This is a genomic window from Actinomadura sp. HBU206391, assembly GCF_014323665.1.
GTDB lineage: Bacteria > Actinomycetota > Actinomycetes > Streptosporangiales > Streptosporangiaceae > Actinomadura_C.
Window position 1 is genome coordinate 19,402 of the sequence record NZ_JABVEB010000012.1, and the last position, 18,266, is coordinate 37,667.

15 protein-coding genes are annotated in these 18,266 nt (G+C 69.5%); 6 read left to right on the forward strand and 9 right to left on the reverse strand.

Annotation, left to right across the window (positions count from 1 at the left end; translation table 11 throughout):
• Nucleotides 1-179: 179 nt before the first annotated feature.
• The 6 genes from HKK72_RS07620 to HKK72_RS42030 form a co-directional block, all read right to left on the reverse strand.
• Nucleotides 180-1,325, reverse strand: a complete 1,146-nt coding sequence (locus tag HKK72_RS07620; protein ID WP_187233547.1) for an RNA polymerase sigma factor — start codon at nt 1,323-1,325, stop codon at nt 180-182.
• Nucleotides 1,322-1,735, reverse strand: coding sequence for a YciI family protein (locus HKK72_RS07625; protein ID WP_187233548.1), 414 nt, complete (start codon nt 1,733-1,735; stop codon nt 1,322-1,324). The genes HKK72_RS07620 and HKK72_RS07625 overlap by 4 nt, the downstream gene beginning before the upstream one ends.
• A 155-nt stretch (nt 1,736-1,890) precedes the next feature.
• On the reverse strand, nt 1,891-2,484 hold the full coding sequence (locus tag HKK72_RS07630; RefSeq protein ID WP_187233549.1) for a dihydrofolate reductase family protein: 594 nt from the start codon (nt 2,482-2,484) through the stop codon (nt 1,891-1,893).
• Between the two features lie 136 nt (nt 2,485-2,620).
• The gene (locus HKK72_RS07635; RefSeq protein WP_187233550.1) at nt 2,621-4,165 is read right to left on the reverse strand and encodes a hypothetical protein; all 1,545 of its coding nucleotides are present in this window, start codon (nt 4,163-4,165) and stop codon (nt 2,621-2,623) included.
• A gap of 91 nt (nt 4,166-4,256) precedes the next feature.
• Nucleotides 4,257-4,592 (reverse strand): helix-turn-helix domain-containing protein, encoded by a 336-nt coding sequence (locus HKK72_RS07640; protein WP_187233551.1) that lies wholly within the window; start codon nt 4,590-4,592, stop codon nt 4,257-4,259.
• On the reverse strand, nt 4,589-5,665 hold the full coding sequence (locus HKK72_RS42030) for a tyrosine-type recombinase/integrase (RefSeq protein ID WP_187233552.1): 1,077 nt from the start codon (nt 5,663-5,665) through the stop codon (nt 4,589-4,591). Before HKK72_RS42030 ends, HKK72_RS07640 begins: the two co-directional genes overlap by 4 nt.
• 317 nt (nt 5,666-5,982) lie before the next feature.
• On the opposite strand from HKK72_RS42030, the gene HKK72_RS07650 reads away from it, so the two are divergent.
• From HKK72_RS07650 to HKK72_RS07660, 3 genes are read left to right on the forward strand one after another with little or no spacing between them, the layout of a single operon-like run.
• Nucleotides 5,983-7,323, forward strand: a complete 1,341-nt coding sequence (locus tag HKK72_RS07650; protein WP_187233553.1) for a C2 family cysteine protease — start codon at nt 5,983-5,985, stop codon at nt 7,321-7,323.
• A 14-nt stretch (nt 7,324-7,337) separates the two neighbouring features.
• The gene (locus tag HKK72_RS07655; protein WP_187233554.1) at nt 7,338-7,820 is read left to right on the forward strand and encodes a hypothetical protein; all 483 of its coding nucleotides are present in this window, start codon (nt 7,338-7,340) and stop codon (nt 7,818-7,820) included.
• Nucleotides 7,821-7,873: 53 nt separating this feature from the next.
• The gene (locus HKK72_RS07660) at nt 7,874-9,991 is read left to right on the forward strand and encodes a hypothetical protein (RefSeq protein WP_187233555.1); all 2,118 of its coding nucleotides are present in this window, start codon (nt 7,874-7,876) and stop codon (nt 9,989-9,991) included.
• 60 nt (nt 9,992-10,051) lie between these two features.
• Here the strand turns inward: HKK72_RS07660 and HKK72_RS07665 are convergent, their stop codons facing one another.
• The 3 genes from HKK72_RS07665 to HKK72_RS07675 form a co-directional block, all read right to left on the reverse strand.
• Entirely contained in the window at nt 10,052-10,807 is a 756-nt protein-coding gene (locus tag HKK72_RS07665) for a succinate dehydrogenase/fumarate reductase iron-sulfur subunit (RefSeq protein WP_187233556.1), read from the reverse strand.
• 11 nt (nt 10,808-10,818) lie between these two features.
• On the reverse strand, nt 10,819-12,762 hold the full coding sequence (locus HKK72_RS07670) for a fumarate reductase/succinate dehydrogenase flavoprotein subunit (protein WP_187233557.1): 1,944 nt from the start codon (nt 12,760-12,762) through the stop codon (nt 10,819-10,821).
• Nucleotides 12,763-12,862: 100 nt separating this feature from the next.
• Complete coding sequence (locus HKK72_RS07675) at nt 12,863-13,549, reverse strand: succinate dehydrogenase cytochrome b subunit (protein ID WP_315987134.1); 687 nt, start codon at nt 13,547-13,549, stop codon at nt 12,863-12,865.
• Between the two features lie 77 nt (nt 13,550-13,626).
• Between HKK72_RS07675 and HKK72_RS07680 the strand changes: the two genes are divergently transcribed.
• From HKK72_RS07680 to HKK72_RS07690, 3 genes are all read left to right on the forward strand, one after another.
• Nucleotides 13,627-14,682, forward strand: coding sequence for a LysR family transcriptional regulator (locus HKK72_RS07680; RefSeq protein ID WP_187233558.1), 1,056 nt, complete (start codon nt 13,627-13,629; stop codon nt 14,680-14,682).
• Between the two features lie 95 nt (nt 14,683-14,777).
• The gene (locus HKK72_RS07685) at nt 14,778-16,499 is read left to right on the forward strand and encodes an ABC transporter transmembrane domain-containing protein (protein ID WP_187233559.1); all 1,722 of its coding nucleotides are present in this window, start codon (nt 14,778-14,780) and stop codon (nt 16,497-16,499) included.
• 19 nt (nt 16,500-16,518) lie between these two features.
• On the forward strand, nt 16,519-18,240 hold the full coding sequence (locus HKK72_RS07690; RefSeq protein ID WP_187233560.1) for an ABC transporter ATP-binding protein: 1,722 nt from the start codon (nt 16,519-16,521) through the stop codon (nt 18,238-18,240).
• Nucleotides 18,241-18,266 lie beyond the last annotated feature (26 nt).

Sequence of the window (18,266 nt, forward strand, 5' to 3'; positions counted from 1 at the left end):
CGGGCATCCCCTTCGGTATGGATCGCGAGCTGGAACTCGAGCGCGAGGTCAACCTCGCCGCGGGCTGAGCCCGAGAGATCGTGAGATCAGCCAGCCGGATGGAAGCGTTGGGCGTCGTCACCTGCCTCAGGAGCGCACGGAGGACCAGTTCGTGTGCGGAGCGTCGGTGGCATGGCTGGTCACCTGTGGCGCAATCGGGCCGCTTGCTTGGTGAGGTAGTCCCGCTCGGCGGTGTTACGCGCCTGGGCCGCCGCGCGGGTGTAGTGCTCTGCGGCGATGTCGAGGTGTCCGGCCCGCTCGTGCAGGCGGGCGCGCACCGCGTCGAGCCGGTGATGGTTGCCGAGCCGTGTCGCAAGGTCCTCGACGGCGCTCAGCCCGGCGAGTGGGCCGTCGACCTCGCCGACCGCGATCGCGCGGCTGAGCGCGGCAACCGGATTGTCGGTGAGCTCGAGGAGTTCGTTGTACCAAGCGAGAATCTGCGGCCAGTCGGTTTCCTCGGCGGTGCGGGCGTCGTCGTGCAGCGCAGCGATGGCGGCCTGGATCTGGTACTCGCCGCGCCGGTCGCGGCCCAGGGCTGCCTGCAGGATGCGCACGCCTTCGGCTATCTCGGCCTCGTTCCATCGTGTGCGATCTTGCTTGTCGAGGGGGATGAGTGCGCCGTGCTCGTCGGTGCGCGCGGCGCGGCGGGCGTGGTGCAGCAGCATCAGCGCGAGCAGCCCGGCGACCTCGGCCTCGTCGCACGCGAGCGCCAGCTGGCGGGTGAGGCGGATCGCTTCGCCGGCCAGGTCGACCCGGCCGGAATAGCCCTCGTTGAAGATCAGATACAGCACCCGCAGCACGACCGCGACGTCGCCGGGCTGCGCGAACGGCCGGCCGCTGACCATCCGCTTCGCGCGGCTGATGCGCTGGGCCATCGTCGCCTCCGGAACCAAGAACGCCTCGGCGATCTGTCTGGTCGTCAGCCCGCCGACGGCGCGCAGCGTGAGCGCGATCGCCGATGCCGGGCTCAGCGCCGGGTGGCAGCACAAGAACAGCAGTAGCAGCGTGTCGTCGGCCTGTGCGGCCGGTCCGGGCCCGGGCTCGTCGCTCAGCGCGTCCTCACGCCGGCGCCGCGCCGCCTCAGAGCGCTGCGCGTCGAGCAGCTTGCGGCCCGCGACGGTCAGCAACCAGCCCTTCGGGTCGTCGGGAGGCCCCTCGCCCCAGGACCGATGCGCCTCCAACAGCGCGTCCTGCACGGCATCCTCGGCCGCCGCGAAGTCGTTCCCGCGACGGACGAGGATGCCGAGCACCTGCGGTGCCAGGACGCGGATGACGTCCTCGTTCACTCCACCGTGGCCGGGGCGTCGCTCATCACCGGCCGTACCTCGATCCACTCACAAATCGGCTGCCCGTCCTTACCTGGCGCGGACGACAGGTAGGCCGCAACCTCGTGCGCCCGCGTTTGGGACTCGACGTCGATGATGAACCAGCCGGCGGCGAGTTCCTTGGTTTCGGGGAACGGGCCGTCCGTGGTCACCGGTGCCATGCCCGGCCCGCCGTAGCGGACGTACGTCCCCTCCGGACTCAGCGCCTGCACGTCGACGAACTCGCCCCGCTCACGCAGCAACTCGCCCACGTGGCGCTGGAATGCCAAGTGTGCGGTGATCTCCTCCTCGGTCCACTCGCTCATCGGCCCGAAGTCCGGGTAGCGCTCCGGGCCACCGGTGTAGTGCTTGAGCAGAAGATACTTCGGCATCGTCACTCCTCATATTCCGTGGCAGCCATCGTGTGCCGCCGTCACACCCAGGACGGAACCGGCCACGAGTTCTCGACATCACAAACGTTGCAGCGGATGCAACAGAAAGCGCCGCCCGCACCAAGCCCTGGAATGCTCCGCCGGCCATCGCCGGGTCAGCCCCCTGCGGCAGCGTAGGTCGCGATGATCGCGCCCGTGCTGGTCACCTGGCTGTCAGCCAACCGCAGCCGTCGAAGCGCGCCGTCATCGCGGAACAGGCGCTTGCCACCGCCCGCCACCACCGGATCGATCATCAGCCGGAGCTCGTCCACCAAGCCCAGGACCATCAGGCTCTGGACGAGCCCCGGGCTGCCGATCACATGGAGGTCCTTGCCCTCCTCCGCCTTCAGCGTACGCACGGCCGCACCGATGTCACCTCGCAGCAGCCGCGAATTCTGCCAGCCGAGCGGCTCATCGAGGGTCGTCGAGGCGACATACTTCGGCAACGCGTTCAACGGCTCGGCGAGCACCTGCTGCTCCTCCGGCGCCTTCGGCCAGTGGGCAGCGAAGATCTCGTACGTTCCGCGCCCCAGCAGGTAGCCGCCCGCGCCCCGCACGTTCTCGATCACCCAGTTCATGGACAACTCATCGAAGTAGCGGGCATGCCAGCCACCGTGCCCGAAGCCACCGGACACGTCCTCATCGGCATAGCTGGGAGCCTGCACCACCCCATCCAGCGTCATCCACTCGTTCGCGATCAACTTCCGCATCCCGGCCTCCTACCAGTCGTTGTCCACCGCTCCGCGCTCGCGTCGCGGAACAGCTCTGTCACCCACTAGGACGGAGCCAGGCGCCCGCCTTCGACATGAAACGTGAGATCACTGTGCTAGACGCCAAGATCGTTCCTTAGCGCTGATGGCTGTTCCGTTGCTCCCCGAGGCTGGGTTCCTGGTCCAAGGGGTTCTCGGCGGCGGTGTGGAGGATCTTTCTTGCCGCGTCGGAGTATCGGATGGCGGTGCTGTGGCTGATTCCGAAGACTGCGGTGAGGTGAAGCGGGTCGGGGCCGCGGGTCAGGGCCTCTTCGAGGATGCGGTCCTGACGAAGCTGGTCGATGGTCGCTTTGAGCCCTCTGAACAGCTGGGTCATGCTGTAGGTGCTGACCGGGCGCTGGTCGAAGACGGTCACCGCGCTGACGACCAGGTGCGGATTGGAGGTCCCGGGCCAGCGACTTTGGCGGTCCCTCAAGTAGGTGATCAACGCCTGGCGGGTGAGATCGTCGAGGTGTCGCCGGACTCCGTTGATCGTGATGTGGCGTTGGGTGAGGTCGACATCGTCGATCTTCATGTGCTGGATGTCGTTGCTGCTGGCCGCATGCACCGCGGCCAACGCTAAGGCGACGTGGTGGAGCGCCGTGCGGGCTGCGGCGACGGCTTGCCGGTAGTGCTCGCTGCCCAGCGGCAGGAGGACATCGGTGGGGGCGCTGCCGAGCTTGAGGTGAGTGGTGGGGTTCTGAAAGATCCGGTTGGTCTTGCGCAGGTAGCTGAACAACGAGCGCAGGGCGGTGATCGGGGCGAGCCGGCGTCGTCCCGGTGGCAGAGCTCGGATCGTCCGGTCGATCTCGTCCCTGGTGATCTCCCGCAGATCGTCGTAGGTCTGTGACCACCTCACCAGGATCGGGGCGGTGTTGCGTGAGTACTCAGAGACGGTCTTGCGGCTTCGTGGCTTGAAGCGGGGCCCTCCGTCGCGCAGGTGCCGCAGCCATGCATCGGCCTGAGCGAAGATCGCTGGAGTGGCGCCCTCCAGACGCCGGGTCCAGTGCTGCTCCAGCAGGTCGGGACGATCGTCGTGAAGCATGCCGACCTCGGCCAGGACCCGGGCGGTCCGCGCGACCGGATACTGGCGTTTGGCCAAGGGCTCCAGCTCGGAGTAGAGGACGGGCTCGTCGGGGCCGCGGCAGGACAGACTGATCACCAAGGCTCGCTTGACGTCATAGCGCAGCCTGGCCGACCAGCCGTGACGGTCGGCGAGCGATTCGGCTGCCTCCCATGCCTGCGCCAGGTGCGGGATGGCCCTGACCTCGCGCAGCAGCACGATCGTCCGGTCGCGGTGGATGCGCAGTAGATCACGGGGCGCCTCCAACAACCGCAGCTGCCCGGGGATCAACGGCGGCAGCGACGCGGGATCGAGCTGGGGGACCTCCGCCGGCGGCCGGGGCCCCCGCGCACCCTGCAGGCTCAAGGCATAGAAGGTGTTGGCCAGAAACAGCTGATGCGTCCGGGTGGCCTGCAGAGCCTCCCGGCGAGCGGCCTCGGACCAGCGGACGGAAGGAGCGTGGGGGAAGTCGCGGGTCTGGATCCAGCAGAGACGGCAGAAGTCCTTCTTCAGCGGGACGGCCAGCCCTGGCAGGCGCCGACCGGATGGTTGCGCCCAAATACGTAGCAGGCCGCGCACTTGGTCCAATGGAGCCGGCCCCAGGCGTGACATTCCGGGCAACTGCCGATCGGCCTGGGATAGACCCTGCCGTTGGGGCCTTTGCGCGGGCTCACCGCGGTGGGCGGGTTCGCCGTCCGCGGTCGTGCGGCGTCACCGTCGGTGAGCCGGACGGCTCACCAGCCGCGGCCTGCCGCAAGTTGGCCTCGGCGTCGACGGGGGCCGGGACCTTGGCCGGCTCGGGCAACAGCAGTTCCTCAACTCCGCAGCCTAGGACGGCGCATATCACATCCAGCTCGTCGAGCTTGATGGTGTTGGGCCGCCCCGACCACAGCCCCGACATCTTGCCCGCGCTGATCTTCAGGCCTCGGTCGGCCAGCATCCGTTGCAGCTCGCTCGCCTTCCAGATGTCGCGGTTGGCAGCCGCCAGCCGCAGGTTCCACTTCACGATCCCAACCCCTTCAGCCTGTCGGCGGCGCGCTGCTGACCCTTGATCCAGGAGTCTTCGATGTGCGTGCGCTGGACATGGACGTAGCGCATGGTCGTGGCCACCCAGTCGTGACCGAGCAGTTCCTGAATGGCGACCAGGTCCATCCCGGAGAGATAGAGCTCTGACGCGCAGTAGTGCCGAAGGACGTGCGGTGTCAGCCGTCCCATCCAGCCCGGCAGATAACGCTTGACCGCCTCATGCAGTGCGCTGCGGATCTGATCCTGGCCAACCCGCAGGCAGCCGCCGTCCCGGGCCTTGCGCTCGGACGGATAAAGCGGCACTCCCGGCAGCGTCCAGTCGCCCCCGAACATCGCCCAGACGTCTTCGACGAACCACTGCAGCGTCGCCCGCCCGCCGTTGATCAGCGGGACGATCCGCTGCTTGGGGCCCTGCCCGCGCTTGCCCTTGCCGAACCGGACGTTGAGCTTGCCGAAGGTGCCTAAGTCCCAGCGGACGTCGTCCAAGTCGAGCTTGAGCGACTCGTTGACGCGCAGCCCGACCTGGGACATCATCCGCGCCGCGGTGTAGTTGCGGGCTGCGGGGGCGAACTTGCGGCAGGTGTCGAGCTCCTCAGCCCAGCAGCCGAACAGCGCCTCGATCTCCCTGCGGCTGGGCGGCACCCTGATCATGGCCTGCGGGCTGCCGACCGGCCGGTTCATCTCGTCGATCGGGCACTCGACCGCGTGCCCGGTCAGCGCATAGATCTCAGCGCGATGCCGCAACTCCAGGAAGTCGAAGAACATCGACAAGGTCCCGGCCTTGCCCTGCCGGGTCAGCGGAGAGGCCTTCCTCAGCTCCCGGCCGAGGTAACGGTCGGCGTCGGAGGGCTCCATCTCCCACAACGGGCGACCGAACCAGGCACGAATCTGCTCCAAGTCGGTCACATCGTTGCTGATCGTCGTGTCCGCTATCCCCGCGGCCGCCCGCGCCAACACGAATTCGGCGAGCACGTCAGTCTCGAACTCGGCCAGTTCCTCACCGCTGGCTGGCGCCCGCCGCTCGTGCAGGGCTTTCACCACCGCAGCCGGCACGGGCACTCCTCCCGTAACTTCACGCACACTGAAGACTTCTCTACGTAAGCACGGGTCTCTCGCCCTGTCTGGCGAATCCTCAAAGTCGGCCTAGCTCAATGCGCACCTGACATAGCCCCAGGCCAGGCACGACGTAACCACGAGATACAGCCAGCTGCATGCAGGGAACCCAAGGGAACTAACACAAGCCGATGCGTTACCGGTGCGGCCATCCGCCGGTCTTCTCTCGTTCGCCCGCAGTCCACCGTTACAAGATCGGACGACCGTAGCCTCGCCAGGGCAGACCCCCGGTAGATCCCTGGTAGAGGTGACCCGCAATGACGGCCAGTTCTCCGGCGCCGTCTCGTGGCCGTCGTCGTGCCGGCGATACCGGATCCGGTCCGGTCGAGTACATCGCCGTCGCCTGTCTCCTTGCAGTGATCACCGCAGGGATCATCAGCAGCGGTATCGGTTCGGCCGTCGGGGGCGGCATCGAGTCCGCGGTGTGCAAAGTGGCCGGCGGAGAGTGCGAACGCAATGACCCGGGAGCCTCGCGCGGCACGGTGACCGGTGGCCCGAACGAGGTGGAGAGACCGCCGACCGACGAGGAATGGGGGGACCGGAGCACCGACCCCTTCAAGGCGCCTCCACCGCCGACCGAGAAGGAGGTCGAGCGGGGCGAAGACGCCGCGGGCAAGATCCGCGACTACCTCGACGACGATTCCGCCTGGTACGAATTCTGGACGTGGGGATCCGACGGGCCGGAGCATCCCAGGGACGTCCTCGCCGGTATGTCGCCGGGCGAGCTCAACGCCCTGTTCGATCGGCTCACCGACGACGAGATCCGAAGACTGCTGGACGTCGACGACGTCGTGGACATCCTGAAGCTGCGCGCCGATCCGTACCTTCTGCAGCGACTCGAGGACATCGCGCCGAGATCCATTGAGCCCGACTTCACCGACGTCCGCAACGATGGCAAGAAGCCCGGTGATCCCGCCACCGACTACGCGTACCTCCAGGATGCGAAGTTGTTCGGAGCCTCGGGTGAGCCCACGCTGTTCGACATCGGCCAGGGATCCCTCGGCGACTGCTGGTGGATGGCGAGCATGGGCGCCATGACACAGACCCCTGAAGGCCGTGAGTTGATCAAGAAGATGATCACCGAGAACCCGAATGGGACCTACACGGTCAGATTCGCGGACGGGCGCACGGTGACCGTCACGCCCTTCTACCCCGTCAAGAAGGACGGCGCCATCGCCTATGCCAAGCCGAACCGGCCGCCGCTGGTGTGGCCGTTGGTCCTGGAGAAGGCGCTGGCCGAGAGAATGGGCGGCTACGGTGACCTGGTCGGAGATCTGGGCTTCAACGGCATGCCTTTGATCACCGGTCGGCCAAGCGCCGCGCACGCGACGGGGGGCATCAGCCGATCCGATCTCGAAGGCTGGCGCGCCGACGGGGCCGTCACGGTCTCGACCCTGGACGCCGACGACGCTGCGGGCGAGGCGGCCTATGGGGGCGATGTTCCCCGGCTGATCGCCGGCCACGAATACGTCCTCCAGGGCTTCACCTCCGACGGCAAGGTGAGGCTGTACAACCCGTGGGGTAACAGGCACGTGACCGTCACCATGGACGAACTGAACACGCTCTTCCGGCGTGTGGACACCAATCCGATCCCCTGAGGGAGGGTGGTCCCATGTTCCGCTGCGACGTCCGTGTCGCGGGCATGATCTTCGTCGGTGCGCTGGTCCTGTCAGCGGCAGCAGGATGCGGTTCCACCGACGACGGTAAGGAGGGCAGGCCCGCTGTGGACGGCACCCGAAGGCCCCTGCGCACCGCTCAGCCGGACCCGACGGGCAGGCCCGGGAAGCAGACCGTGAACGTCGAGCGCGGCACCACCGCTCATGTGGGCGGGCTGCGCATCGGGGTCATGGCGGCCGGGGGCGGCGAGGGCGCGGTCGCCGTGCTGGCGGGTCCCGGCGTCCCCGCGGAAGCCGACTGGACGGTGAGCGGCCGGGCCGGGCTGGCCAAACGACTGGCCAACGGTTACCTGGTCACCATTGACGAGGTCTTCGACGCCGAAGCGGGGCCTGGCCGGACCGGCTCCGACGGCGGATCGGTCACCCTTACCGTCACACCACCGGCCGTCACACCACCGGCCGTCACACCACCGGGCTGACGGCCTCAGCGGCCCCTCGTTTCCGTGGGCCGAGATCGTTTACTGTGGCGGTCATGCTTGAGCGCTTCAGGGAGTACCCCCCGGACGTTCGTGACCTGCTGGGCTTCCGCTACTGCACGGCCTGCGCCGCCGGAGAGCAGAAGTTCCTGCTCGAGGGCGACGAACCGTTCACGGCTCCCCTCGTGGCGGCCGCGCTCGCCCGGCGGGGTCTGCGGGTGCTCAGTGTGCGTGCGGGCGACGGGGTGATGGACTGGCAGGCCGAGGTGAGCGAGGAACCGCAGGTCGGCCCGTACGTGGTGTGGTGTCCGTACGGTCGTCCGGACCGGGTGTACAGCCTCGTCATCATGGGGGGTGCGGGGGAGCGGGAGCGGCCGCTCACCGGTTTCAACTCCGAGCGGCGCCGATGGGGCCGAACATGGTGGACCCGAGAACACGGGTGGATCAGCAGTTGCCTTTCCATCACCTTGGACCAGGCGGAGCGGTGGGCGCGTGTCCTCGGGACGTCGCTCCCCTCGCCTGCGGAGCTCGGCACCGGGCCCGCGAGGGATGACGACGAGCCTGAGGTCCTGCGCTGCAAGGAATATCTCCCGGAGCACAGAGACCTGGCGGGAGCGCGTTACTGGGCGATCTGTGATCTGCCGCTCGACGAGTTCGCGCTGATCCAGGCAGACGAACCGCTGACCGAGGAACTGGTGGGCGGGCGGCTGCGGGCACTCGGCCTGGAGCCGACGACGATCGAGTGGAGCGCCCGGCGATGGCGGGCGAGCCTGGCCGCGCCGGTACCGCACCGTGGACTCCGCCACTACGTACGCCGCGGCAAGCGCGATCGTAGCGACGAGATCTACGCGCTCTGCCCGGCCGTCGGCCACGACCGGCTGTACTTCAGCCGGCGATCGGGCCGGTGGGAACGCTGGTCCGGGCTGGTCCCCGGGGCCGGGCGCGCACCCCATGCTCTCGACGACATGAACGACGACGAGAGCGAGATCCTTCTCGTCAGCCGTGAGCAGGCCGAGCGTGTGGCCTGGGCCAAGGGCATCGAGCTGCCGGACGACGATGAGCTGATCGCCCTGGCCGGCGGCTTCGGCACGGGTGAGGTGGCCTCGCCGGCGTTGACCAGATGCCGGGAACTGGGTCCGTCGCTCCAAGCGGTGCTCGGCGCCCGCTACTGCACCACCGTACGGACGGTGGTGCCGTCCTGGAGGCGCGGTGAAGAGGCGGTGGACCTCCCCGCGCTGCTGTTCGGAGACCGGCCGTTCACTGCGGCGCGGGTGGCCGACGCTCTCACCGCCATGGGCGTCGTGGTGGAGACGGTCCGGCCGTGCGACCGGCCGCCGGGCGAGTGGTGGGCCCACGTCACCGAGGATCCGCGGTGCTGGGACGAGGGTTTCGACGCCGTCTGCCGCGGTGGCGAATACGATCGGGTCGGTTTCGTCGAGCGGCGGCTCACGGATCCAGACGTTCACCTGGGATGGGACTCCGCCCTGAACGGTTGGGGCCCCCTGCTCTGGACCACCGGCCTGACGCCGGATTGGTGGGCCCGAGGCGATGAGGAAGAGCACCGGCTGCTCGTCACCCGGGAGCAGGCGGAACGTCTGGCCCTCGCCCTCGGCACCCCGTTGCCCGCCGACGAGGAGTGGGATGGCCTCGCCCGCACCGCGACGACTGCCGTGGGCGGTCTGAGGTGCCGTGAGTACTCGCCCGCTCTGCGCGAGGCGTACGGCGTCCGCTACTGGTCGCTGTGCAGGCTGGCCCGGGACTCAGGGTCCGAACTGAGCGTGCTGCTGCTGAGCGACAGGCCCCTGGACGCGGCCGGGGCGGACGAGGGGGTACGCGAAGCCGGAGTGGAGGCCGCCGGGCTGACCTGGCACCGCGATCATGAGGTGGCGGAGTGGCGAGGCCGGCTCGTGACCGCGCCGGAACCTGACGTCTTTCACCACCACGCGCAGGGTCTCGGCCCGTCCGGTCACGTGCGGGAGATCGTTGTGTCGAAGGGCTCCGTAAAGATCTGGTACGATCCCTCCCTGCGCAGATGGAACCGGGGCGCGCTGAAGGGCGCTGCCGACGGTCCCATGGTCGGCCGGCGGACCGCGGAACGGCTGGCGCGCCCTTCCGGCAGACCGCTTCCGGGCGAAGCCGAACTCGCCGAGCTGACGTCGACGTTCTCGCCGTGACGGATCGCGAGTCGGCAGAGGGAGCGGGCGGACCGGCACCCGTGTAACGGGTCGTGAGCCCTACGACTTCTTGGCGCCGCCGGCGGTCGCCTTCAGGTAGTCGCGGTTGAGCATGCCGATGGTGTCGAGCGAGATGCCCTTGGGGCAGGCGACCGTGCACTCGCCGGTGTTGGTGCAGCCGCCGAAACCGAGGTCGTCGTGCATTTCGACCATGTCGACGACCCGGTCGTAGCGCTCCGGCTGGCCCTGCGGCATGAGCCCGAGGTGCATGACCTTGGCGGCGGTGAACAGCATCCCGGAGCCGTTGGGACAGGCCGCGACGCAGGCCCCGCAGCCGATGCATTCGGCGGCCTCGAAGGCCTTGTCGGCGTCGGGCTTGGGCACCGGCACGGCGTGGGCGTCGGGCGCGGCGCCGGTCGGCGCCGAGATGTAACCGCCGGCTTGGATGATCTTGTCGAACGCCGAGCGGTCCACGACCAGATCCTTGATCACCGGGAACGGCCGGGCCCGCCACGGCTCGATGTCGATCGTGTCGCCGTCCTTGAACTTGCGCATGTGCAGCTGGCACGTCGTGGTGGCCCGCTCAGGGCCGTGCGGCGTGCCGTTGATGACGAGCGAGCACATGCCGCAGATGCCTTCACGGCAGTCGTGATCGAACGCGACGGGGTCCTCGCCCTCCACGATCAGACGTTCGTTGAGGACGTCCAGCATCTCGAGGAAGGACATGTCCGGGGAGACGTCGTCGACCTCGTACTGGACCATGGCGCCCTTGTCAGAAGCGCCGTTCTGGCGCCAGATACGCAGGGTGAGTTTCATGCTGTCCGGCCTCACTTGTACGAGCGCTGGCTCGGCTTGACGTATTCGAACTCGAGGGCCTCCTTGTGGAGGATGGGCAGCGCACCGGCCCCGGCCCACTCCCATGCGCCGACGTAGGCGAAGTTGTCGTCGTCGCGCAGGGCCTCACCGTCCTCGGTGCGGCTCTCGGCGCGGAAGTGGCCACCGCACGATTCCCCGCGGTGAAGCGCGTCCACGCACATCAGCTCGGCCAGCTCGAAGAAGTCGGCGACCCGGCCGGCCTTCTCCAGCGACTGGTTGAGGCCCTCGCCGTCACCGGGCACCCTGACCCGCTGCCAGAACTCCTCGCGTAGCGCGGGGATGAGGTCGAGCGCCTTGCGCAGCCCCTCCTCCGTGCGCTCCATGCCGCAGTACTCCCACATGATGTGGCCGAGCTCGCGGTGGAAGGAGTCGACCGTACGGTCGCCGTCGATGGACAGCAGGCGGTCGATCTGGGCACGCACCCCGGCCTCGGCCTCGTCCACCGCCTCGGCCGGGACCTCGCCGAACGGGGCGCCGGCCAGGTAGTCGCCGACGGTGTTGGGCAGCACGAAGTACCCGTCCGCCAGGCCCTGCATCAGCGCCGAGGCGCCGAGCCGGTTGGCCCCGTGGTCGGAGAAGTTCGCCTCGCCGGCGACGAACAGGCCGGGGATCGTGGCCTGCAGGTCGTAGTCGACCCACAGCCCGCCCATCGTGTAGTGGACGGCGGGGTAGATGCGCATCGGAACCTCGTAGGGGTTCTCGCCGGTGATGCGCTCGTACATCTCGAAGAGGTTGCCGTACTTCGCCTCGACGGCGGGGCGCCCCATCCGGTCGATCGCGTCGGCGAAGTCGAGATAGACGCCGAGCCCTCCTGGCCCGACGCCGCGGCCCTCGTCGCAGACGTTCTTGGCCGCCCGCGAGGCGATGTCCCGCGGGACGAGGTTGCCGAAGGACGGGTAGATCCGCTCGAGGTAGTAGTCGCGTTCGTCATCCGGGATGTCGCCCGGTGCGCGCGAGTCGCCGCCCTTCTTCGGCACCCACACCCGGCCGTCGTTGCGCAGTGACTCCGACATCAGCGTCAGCTTGGACTGGTGGTCGCCGCTGACCGGGATGCAGGTCGGGTGGATCTGGGTGTAGCAGGGGTTGGCGAACAGCGCGCCCTTCTTGTGCGCCCGCCACGAGGCGGTGACGTTCGAACCCTTGGCGTTGGTCGACAGGAAGAAGACGTTGCCGTACCCGCCGGTCGCCAGTACGACGGCGTCCGCCGTGTAGGTCTTGATCTCACCGGTGACGAGATCGCGGACGACCACGCCGCGGGCCCGCCCGCCGGCGACGACCAGGTCGAGCATCTCGTGCCGCGCGTGCAGTTCGATCCGGCCGGCGTCCATCTGGCGCAGCAGCGCCTGGTAGGCGCCGAGCAGCAGTTGCTGACCCGTCTGGCCGCGGGCGTAGAACGTACGCGACACCTGCGTGCCGCCGAAGGACCGGTTGTCCAGCAGCCCGCCGTACTCCCGGGCGAACGGCACCCCTTGGGCGACGCACTGGTCGATGATCTCGTTGCTGATCTCCGCGAGCCGGTGCACGTTCGACTCGCGGGAGCGGAAGTCTCCGCCCTTGACGGTGTCGTAGAACAGCCGGTGCACGCTGTCGCCGTCTCCGCGGTAGTTCTTCGCGGCGTTGATCCCGCCCTGTGCGGCGATCGAGTGCGCACGGCGCGGGCTGTCCTGAAAGCAGAACTGGACGACGTTGTAGCCGAGCTCGGCGAGGGTCGCACCGGCGGAGCCGCCGGCCAGCCCGGTGCCGACCACGATGACGGTGCGCTTGCGCTTGTTGGCCGGGTTGACCAGCCGGGCCTCGAACTTGCGGGTGGTCCAGCGATCCTCGATGGGCCCGCTCGGCGCCTTGGCGTCGGCGATCGGCTCGCCGCTCTTGTAGAAGTTCTCAGCGGTGCTCATTGTTCGCTCGCCCTTCTCACTCGCTCCGCCGACGACCGGATGGCGGCTTCGGCCGATGCGGTCGTCGGCTCTGCTCGCTGTGGCGGGACTCACTCACGGCTCAGCTCACCAGCCCGGTCATGACCGCGAACGGTACGGACAGATAGCCGACGACGATGACGACGGCGAAGACGGTGGCGGAGGCGGACAGGCCTCGCTCTCGAACGGCGTTGCGGCGGCCCAGGCTCTGCAGTGCGCTGGTCAGGCCGTGCCGCAGGTGGAGGCCGAGTGCGATGACCGCCAGCGCGTAGAACAGCGTGATGTACCAGCGACCCGGCTGGAAGTCGGCCACCACGTTCCCGTAGGGCTCCCCGTGCACTCCGCGGGGGTTCACGGTGCCGACCGTCAGATCGAGGATGTGCCACACGATGAAGAGCACGAGGATCACGCCGCCCCACCGCATGGTGCGCGCCGCATAGCTTCCCTGCACCTTGGCGCGGTGCCGGTAGCGGATCGGCCTGGCCTTCCTGGCGCGTACGGCCAGGTCGGCGGCGGTGCCGATGTGCAGTAGCACGCAGAGCGTGAGAACGGTCCGCTGGAGCCACAGGAACCAGGTCTCGTGCAGGGCCGGTGTCCCGATGGTCCGCAACCAGGCGGCGTAGCCGTCGAACTCCCCTCGACCGAAGAAGATCTTCAGGTTGCCGACCATGTGGGCGACGATGAAGAGCACGAGGAGACCGCCGGAGACGGCCATGACGGCCTTCTTGCCGACCGTCGAACGGTAGAGAGCGGGTATCGCGAGTGCCACGGCCGCAAGCTACGTCGCCGCCGCACTATCGGTCCAAGTCATGATGGAACTCGTTTCGATAGCCGTAGGCTATAACTGTGCAGCTACAGCAACTTGCGTACTTTGTCGCGGTCGCCGAGGTGAGGCACTTCACACAGGCCGCGGAGGCTCTCGGCGTCGCCCAGCCGTCTCTCTCCAAGCAGATCAAGGCCCTGGAGAGTGAGCTCGGCGCCTCACTGTTCAGCCGGGCGCGGGGCAACATCGCGCTCACCCCGGCGGGCGAGGTACTGCTGCCGCTGGCCAAGCGGATCCTCGCCGACGTCGACACGGCGCGCCTGGAGGTGCGGGAGCTGACCGGGCTGCGCCGCGGCCGCGTGCGGCTCGGTGCGACGCCCTCGCTGTTCGCCGGCCTGCTCGCCGACGTCCTCCGCCGCTTTCACGACGACCACCCGGGCATCCGGCTGCTCGTCGAGGAGGGTGGCTCGCGCGACCTGGTCAAGGACCTGACCCGCGGCGCGCTCGACCTGGCTCTGGTGATCCTTCCGCTCGGCGGGGACGCTCCGCTTGTGACCCGTCCGATCCTGCGGGAGAACCTGGTGATCGCGATGCCGTCGCATCCCGCCCGCCTGCCCGGCCGCACCGGCCTGGCAGCGGTGTCGCCGCAGCGGTCGTCTCTGCGGATCGAGGATCTGCGGGATCAGCCGCTCGTGATGTTCCGGCCCGGGTACGACCTGCGAGAGGCGACGATCAGCGCCTGCAGGCAGGCCGGTTTCGAGCCGCGGTTCGCCGTGGAGGGCGGCGAGATGGACGCCGTCCTGCGCTTCGTCGAGGCCGGTCTCGGTCTCGCCGTGGTGCCGAGCATGGTCCTGGCCGGCCGGCCCGGCCTGCGCGGCGCCCCGCTGATCGGGCCGGATCAGCCCTCCCCGGCGGCGATGGCCGAAGGGGCCGCCGGGCGTCCAGGCGGCGGCGAACTCGGCTCGGGACTGCTGCGGACCATCGCGCTCGCGCACCGCAAGGACGTCGCCCCCACCCATGCCGCGCGTGCCTTCCAGGCCACGCTGGAGGCGTTCCTCGCCGAGGCGGCCCGCGACGGCAGCCTCCCGCCGGGAGTCGAGGCGCTCGTCGGCCCGACCCCGCCCGGCGGCGCGGGCTGACCCTGGCCCTGCGCATCGAAAATGGTTCGCGTCCGGCCGGATTCGCTGGATACCGTCGAATGAACCCCATCGACGCTTTCCGACTGGACTCCGCCATGCGCGAACTGCCTCTGCCCGACGTCGATGAACCGGATCACAGATCGCCGCTGCGCTACCTGACGTGGGTGGCGCGGAGGCAGGTTCGTCCACTGACCGGGGGCATGCTGCTCGGCGTCGTCTGGATGGTGAGCCAGGCGCTCATGCCCGCGGTGATCGGGCAGGCCATCGACGATGGCGTCATGGACAAGGACGCCTCGGCCCTAGTGGCATGGTCGGGCGTCCTGCTGTTACTCGGCATCATGCAGGCCGTCAGCGGCATCATGCGGCACCGGTTCGCGGTGTTCAACTGGCTGGCGGCGGCCTACCGGACCGTACAGGTCGTCAACAGACAGGTGACCCGGCTCGGCGGCACATTGCTGAAACGGCTGACCACCGGTGAGGTCGTCAGTGTGGGCGTCGCGGACGTCTCGCACATCGGCGGCGCCATGGACATCCTCGCGCGCGGCTCCGGCGCGGTGGTGTCCATCGTCGTGGTCGCGGTGATCCTGCTCGCGACGTCACCGCCGCTCGGCCTGATCGTCGTGGTCGGCGTCCCGGTGATCCTGGCCCTGGCCGCCCCTCTGCTGCGTCCCTTCCACCGGCGCCAGCACCGGCAGCGCGAGCTGGCCGGCGAGCTCAACACCCGCGCCACCGACATCGTCGCCGGGCTGCGCGTGCTGCGCGGCATCGGCGGCGAGCAGGTGTTCGGCACCCGCTACCGCGAGGAGTCACAACGGGTGCGCGGCGCGGGCGTCGAGGTGGCCCGGGCCGAGTCGATGCTGGCCGGCGCCGAGGTGCTGCTGCCGGGCCTGCTGATCGCGCTGGTCACCTGGATCGGCGCCGGGTTCGCGGTCAAGGGCACGATCACCCCCGGTGAACTGGTCGCCTTCTACGGCTACGCGGTCTTCCTGATCCAGCCGATGCGCACCATAGGCGAGGCGGCCGACCGGATCACCAAGGCGCACGTGGCGGCGGGGCGGGTCGTCCGCATCCTGGCGATGCGACCCGAGCTGGCGAACGCCGGCACCCGGGTCCCGCCGGCCGGCGCCGAGCTGATCGACGTCGAGTCCGGCCTGGTCGTGCGGCCCGGTCTGTTCACCGCGGTCGCGGCGGCCGACCCGGCCGAGGCGCGCGCCCTCGCCGACCGGCTCGGCCGTTACGCCGAGGGCCCGGTGACCTACGGCGGGATCCCGCTGGCCGAGATCGCCGACGTGCGCAGGCGCGTGCTCGTCGCGGTCAACGAGGACACCCTGTTCTCCGGTCCGTTCCGCGACGCCCTGCTCTCGCCGTCCAGCGATGAGGCCGACCTCGGCCCGGCCCTGTACGCGGCGTGCGCGGAGGATCTCGTCGACACGGTCGGACTCGACGCGCATGTCGCCGAGGCGGGCCGAGAGTTCTCCGGCGGTCAGCAGCAGCGACTGCGGCTCGCCCGTGCCCTGCTCGCCGACCCCGACGTCCTGGTCCTCGTCGAGCCGACGAGCGCGGTCGACGCGCACACCGAGGCCCGCATCGCCGAGCGGCTCGGCAAGGCCCGTTACGGTCCACGGACGGGCGACGCCGCGACGGCCGGGACCGACCGGGCGACGGTCGTGTGCACGAGCAGCCCCCTGGTGCTCGATCAGGCCGACCACGTGGCGTATGTGCGGGGCGGTGTGGTCGTCGCCGAGGGCACCCATCGTGAGCTGCTGCGCAACCGTCCCGACTACGCGGCCGCCGTGACCAGAGGGCAGGACCGATGACGCGAGACGGAGGCATCGCATGAGCGGGCAGATCCTGCCGGTGGCGACGCCCGCGCAGGTGCGGGCGTACGCGCGCCGGCTGACACTGCGGTATCCGCGCGCGCTGGCCGGCGCGCTGACCCTGCACGCCATGGCCGCGGTGACCGGGCTGGTCACGCCGCGGCTGCTCGGCGACCTAGTCGAGGGCGTACGCTCCGGCGGGGTCGACGTGAACCTGGTGGCGCTGGCCATCGCCGGCTTCGTCGTCGCTCAGGGGGTGCTCGTCCGTTATGCCTTCTACGCCTCCACCCGGCTCGGTGAGCAGGTGCTCGCCGAGCTGCGGGAGGAGTTCGTCGACGGGGTGCTGAGGCTACCGCTGTCCACGGTGGAGCGGGCCGGGACGGGCGACCTGGTGACCCGCACCTCGCGCGACGTGGACGCCCTGTCCCGTACGGTGCGCATGGCGGTGCCGGAGACGCTCATCGCCCTCGTGGTCGTCGCCTTCACGCTCGGCGCGCTGACGCTGGTCGGGCCGTTGTTCGTGCTGCCCTGTCTGATCGCCGTGCCGATGCTGTGGATCAGCACGAGGTGGTACCTCGCGCGCGCCGGTGACGGCTATCTGCGCGAGAACGCCACCTGGGCGGAGCTGACCGACGGGCTGGCCGAGACCGTGAACGGCGCCCGTACGATCGAAGCGCTCGGCCTGGCCGAGCGGCGGCGGCAGCGCTGCAGGGCCGACATCCGCCGTACGTGGGCGGCCGAGCGTTACACGCTGCGGCTGCGCACGTTCTATCTCCCGGCGGTCGAGATCGGTTACGTCGTGCCGGTCGTGGCGACGCTGCTGGTCGGCGGGCTGTTCTACATCAATGACATGGCGTCGCTGGCCCAGGTGACCGCCGCCACGCTGTACGTCCAGCAGCTGATCGAGCCGCTCGACATGCTGCTGACCTGGCTGGACGAGCTGCAGGTCGGCGGTGCCTCACTGGCCCGGCTGCTCGGCATCTCGGCGGTGCCGCAGGACCGGGTGACGGTGCCCGACGCCAAGCCCGCGAATGAGCAGATCGACGTGCGGAACCTGCACTATGCCTACCGCGAGGGTCATGACGTCCTGCACGGCGTGGACCTCTGCCTGCGCCCCGGCGAACGGCTCGCGGTCGTAGGGCCGAGCGGCGCAGGGAAGTCCACACTGGGCCGGCTGCTCGCGGGGATCCACGGGCCCCGGATCGGCTCGGTGTCGGTCGGCTCCGTTCCCCTGGTCGAGCTGCCACTGGACGATCTGCGCGGGCACGTCGCCCTGGTCACCCAGGAGCACCACGTCTTCCGGGGAACGCTCCGCGACAACCTCGTGATGGCCAGCCCGGACGCCTCCCCAGAGGACCTGGGTGCCGCACTGGCGGCGGTCGACTGGGCCGGCCCCGACCTGGACGCCGAGGTCGGGCCGGGCGCACTGGTGCTCTCGCCGGCACAGGCCCAGCAGCTCGCGCTGGCCAGACTGGTGCTGGCCGACCCGCACACGCTGGTGCTGGACGAGGCGACCTCGCTGCTCGACCCTCGTGCGGCACGGAATCTGGAGCGGTCTCTCGCCGCGGTGCTGGACGGCCGCACGGTCGTCGCCATCGCCCACCGCCTGCAGACGGCGCACGACGCCGACCGCGTCGCGGTGGTCGAGGACGGGCGGATCACCGAGCTCGGGAGCCACGACGAACTCGTCGCCGCGGGCGGCTCCTATGCCGCGCTCTGGTCCTCCTGGCACGGTGCCTGACCGGCCGCCCTCGCCCGCTACGGCAT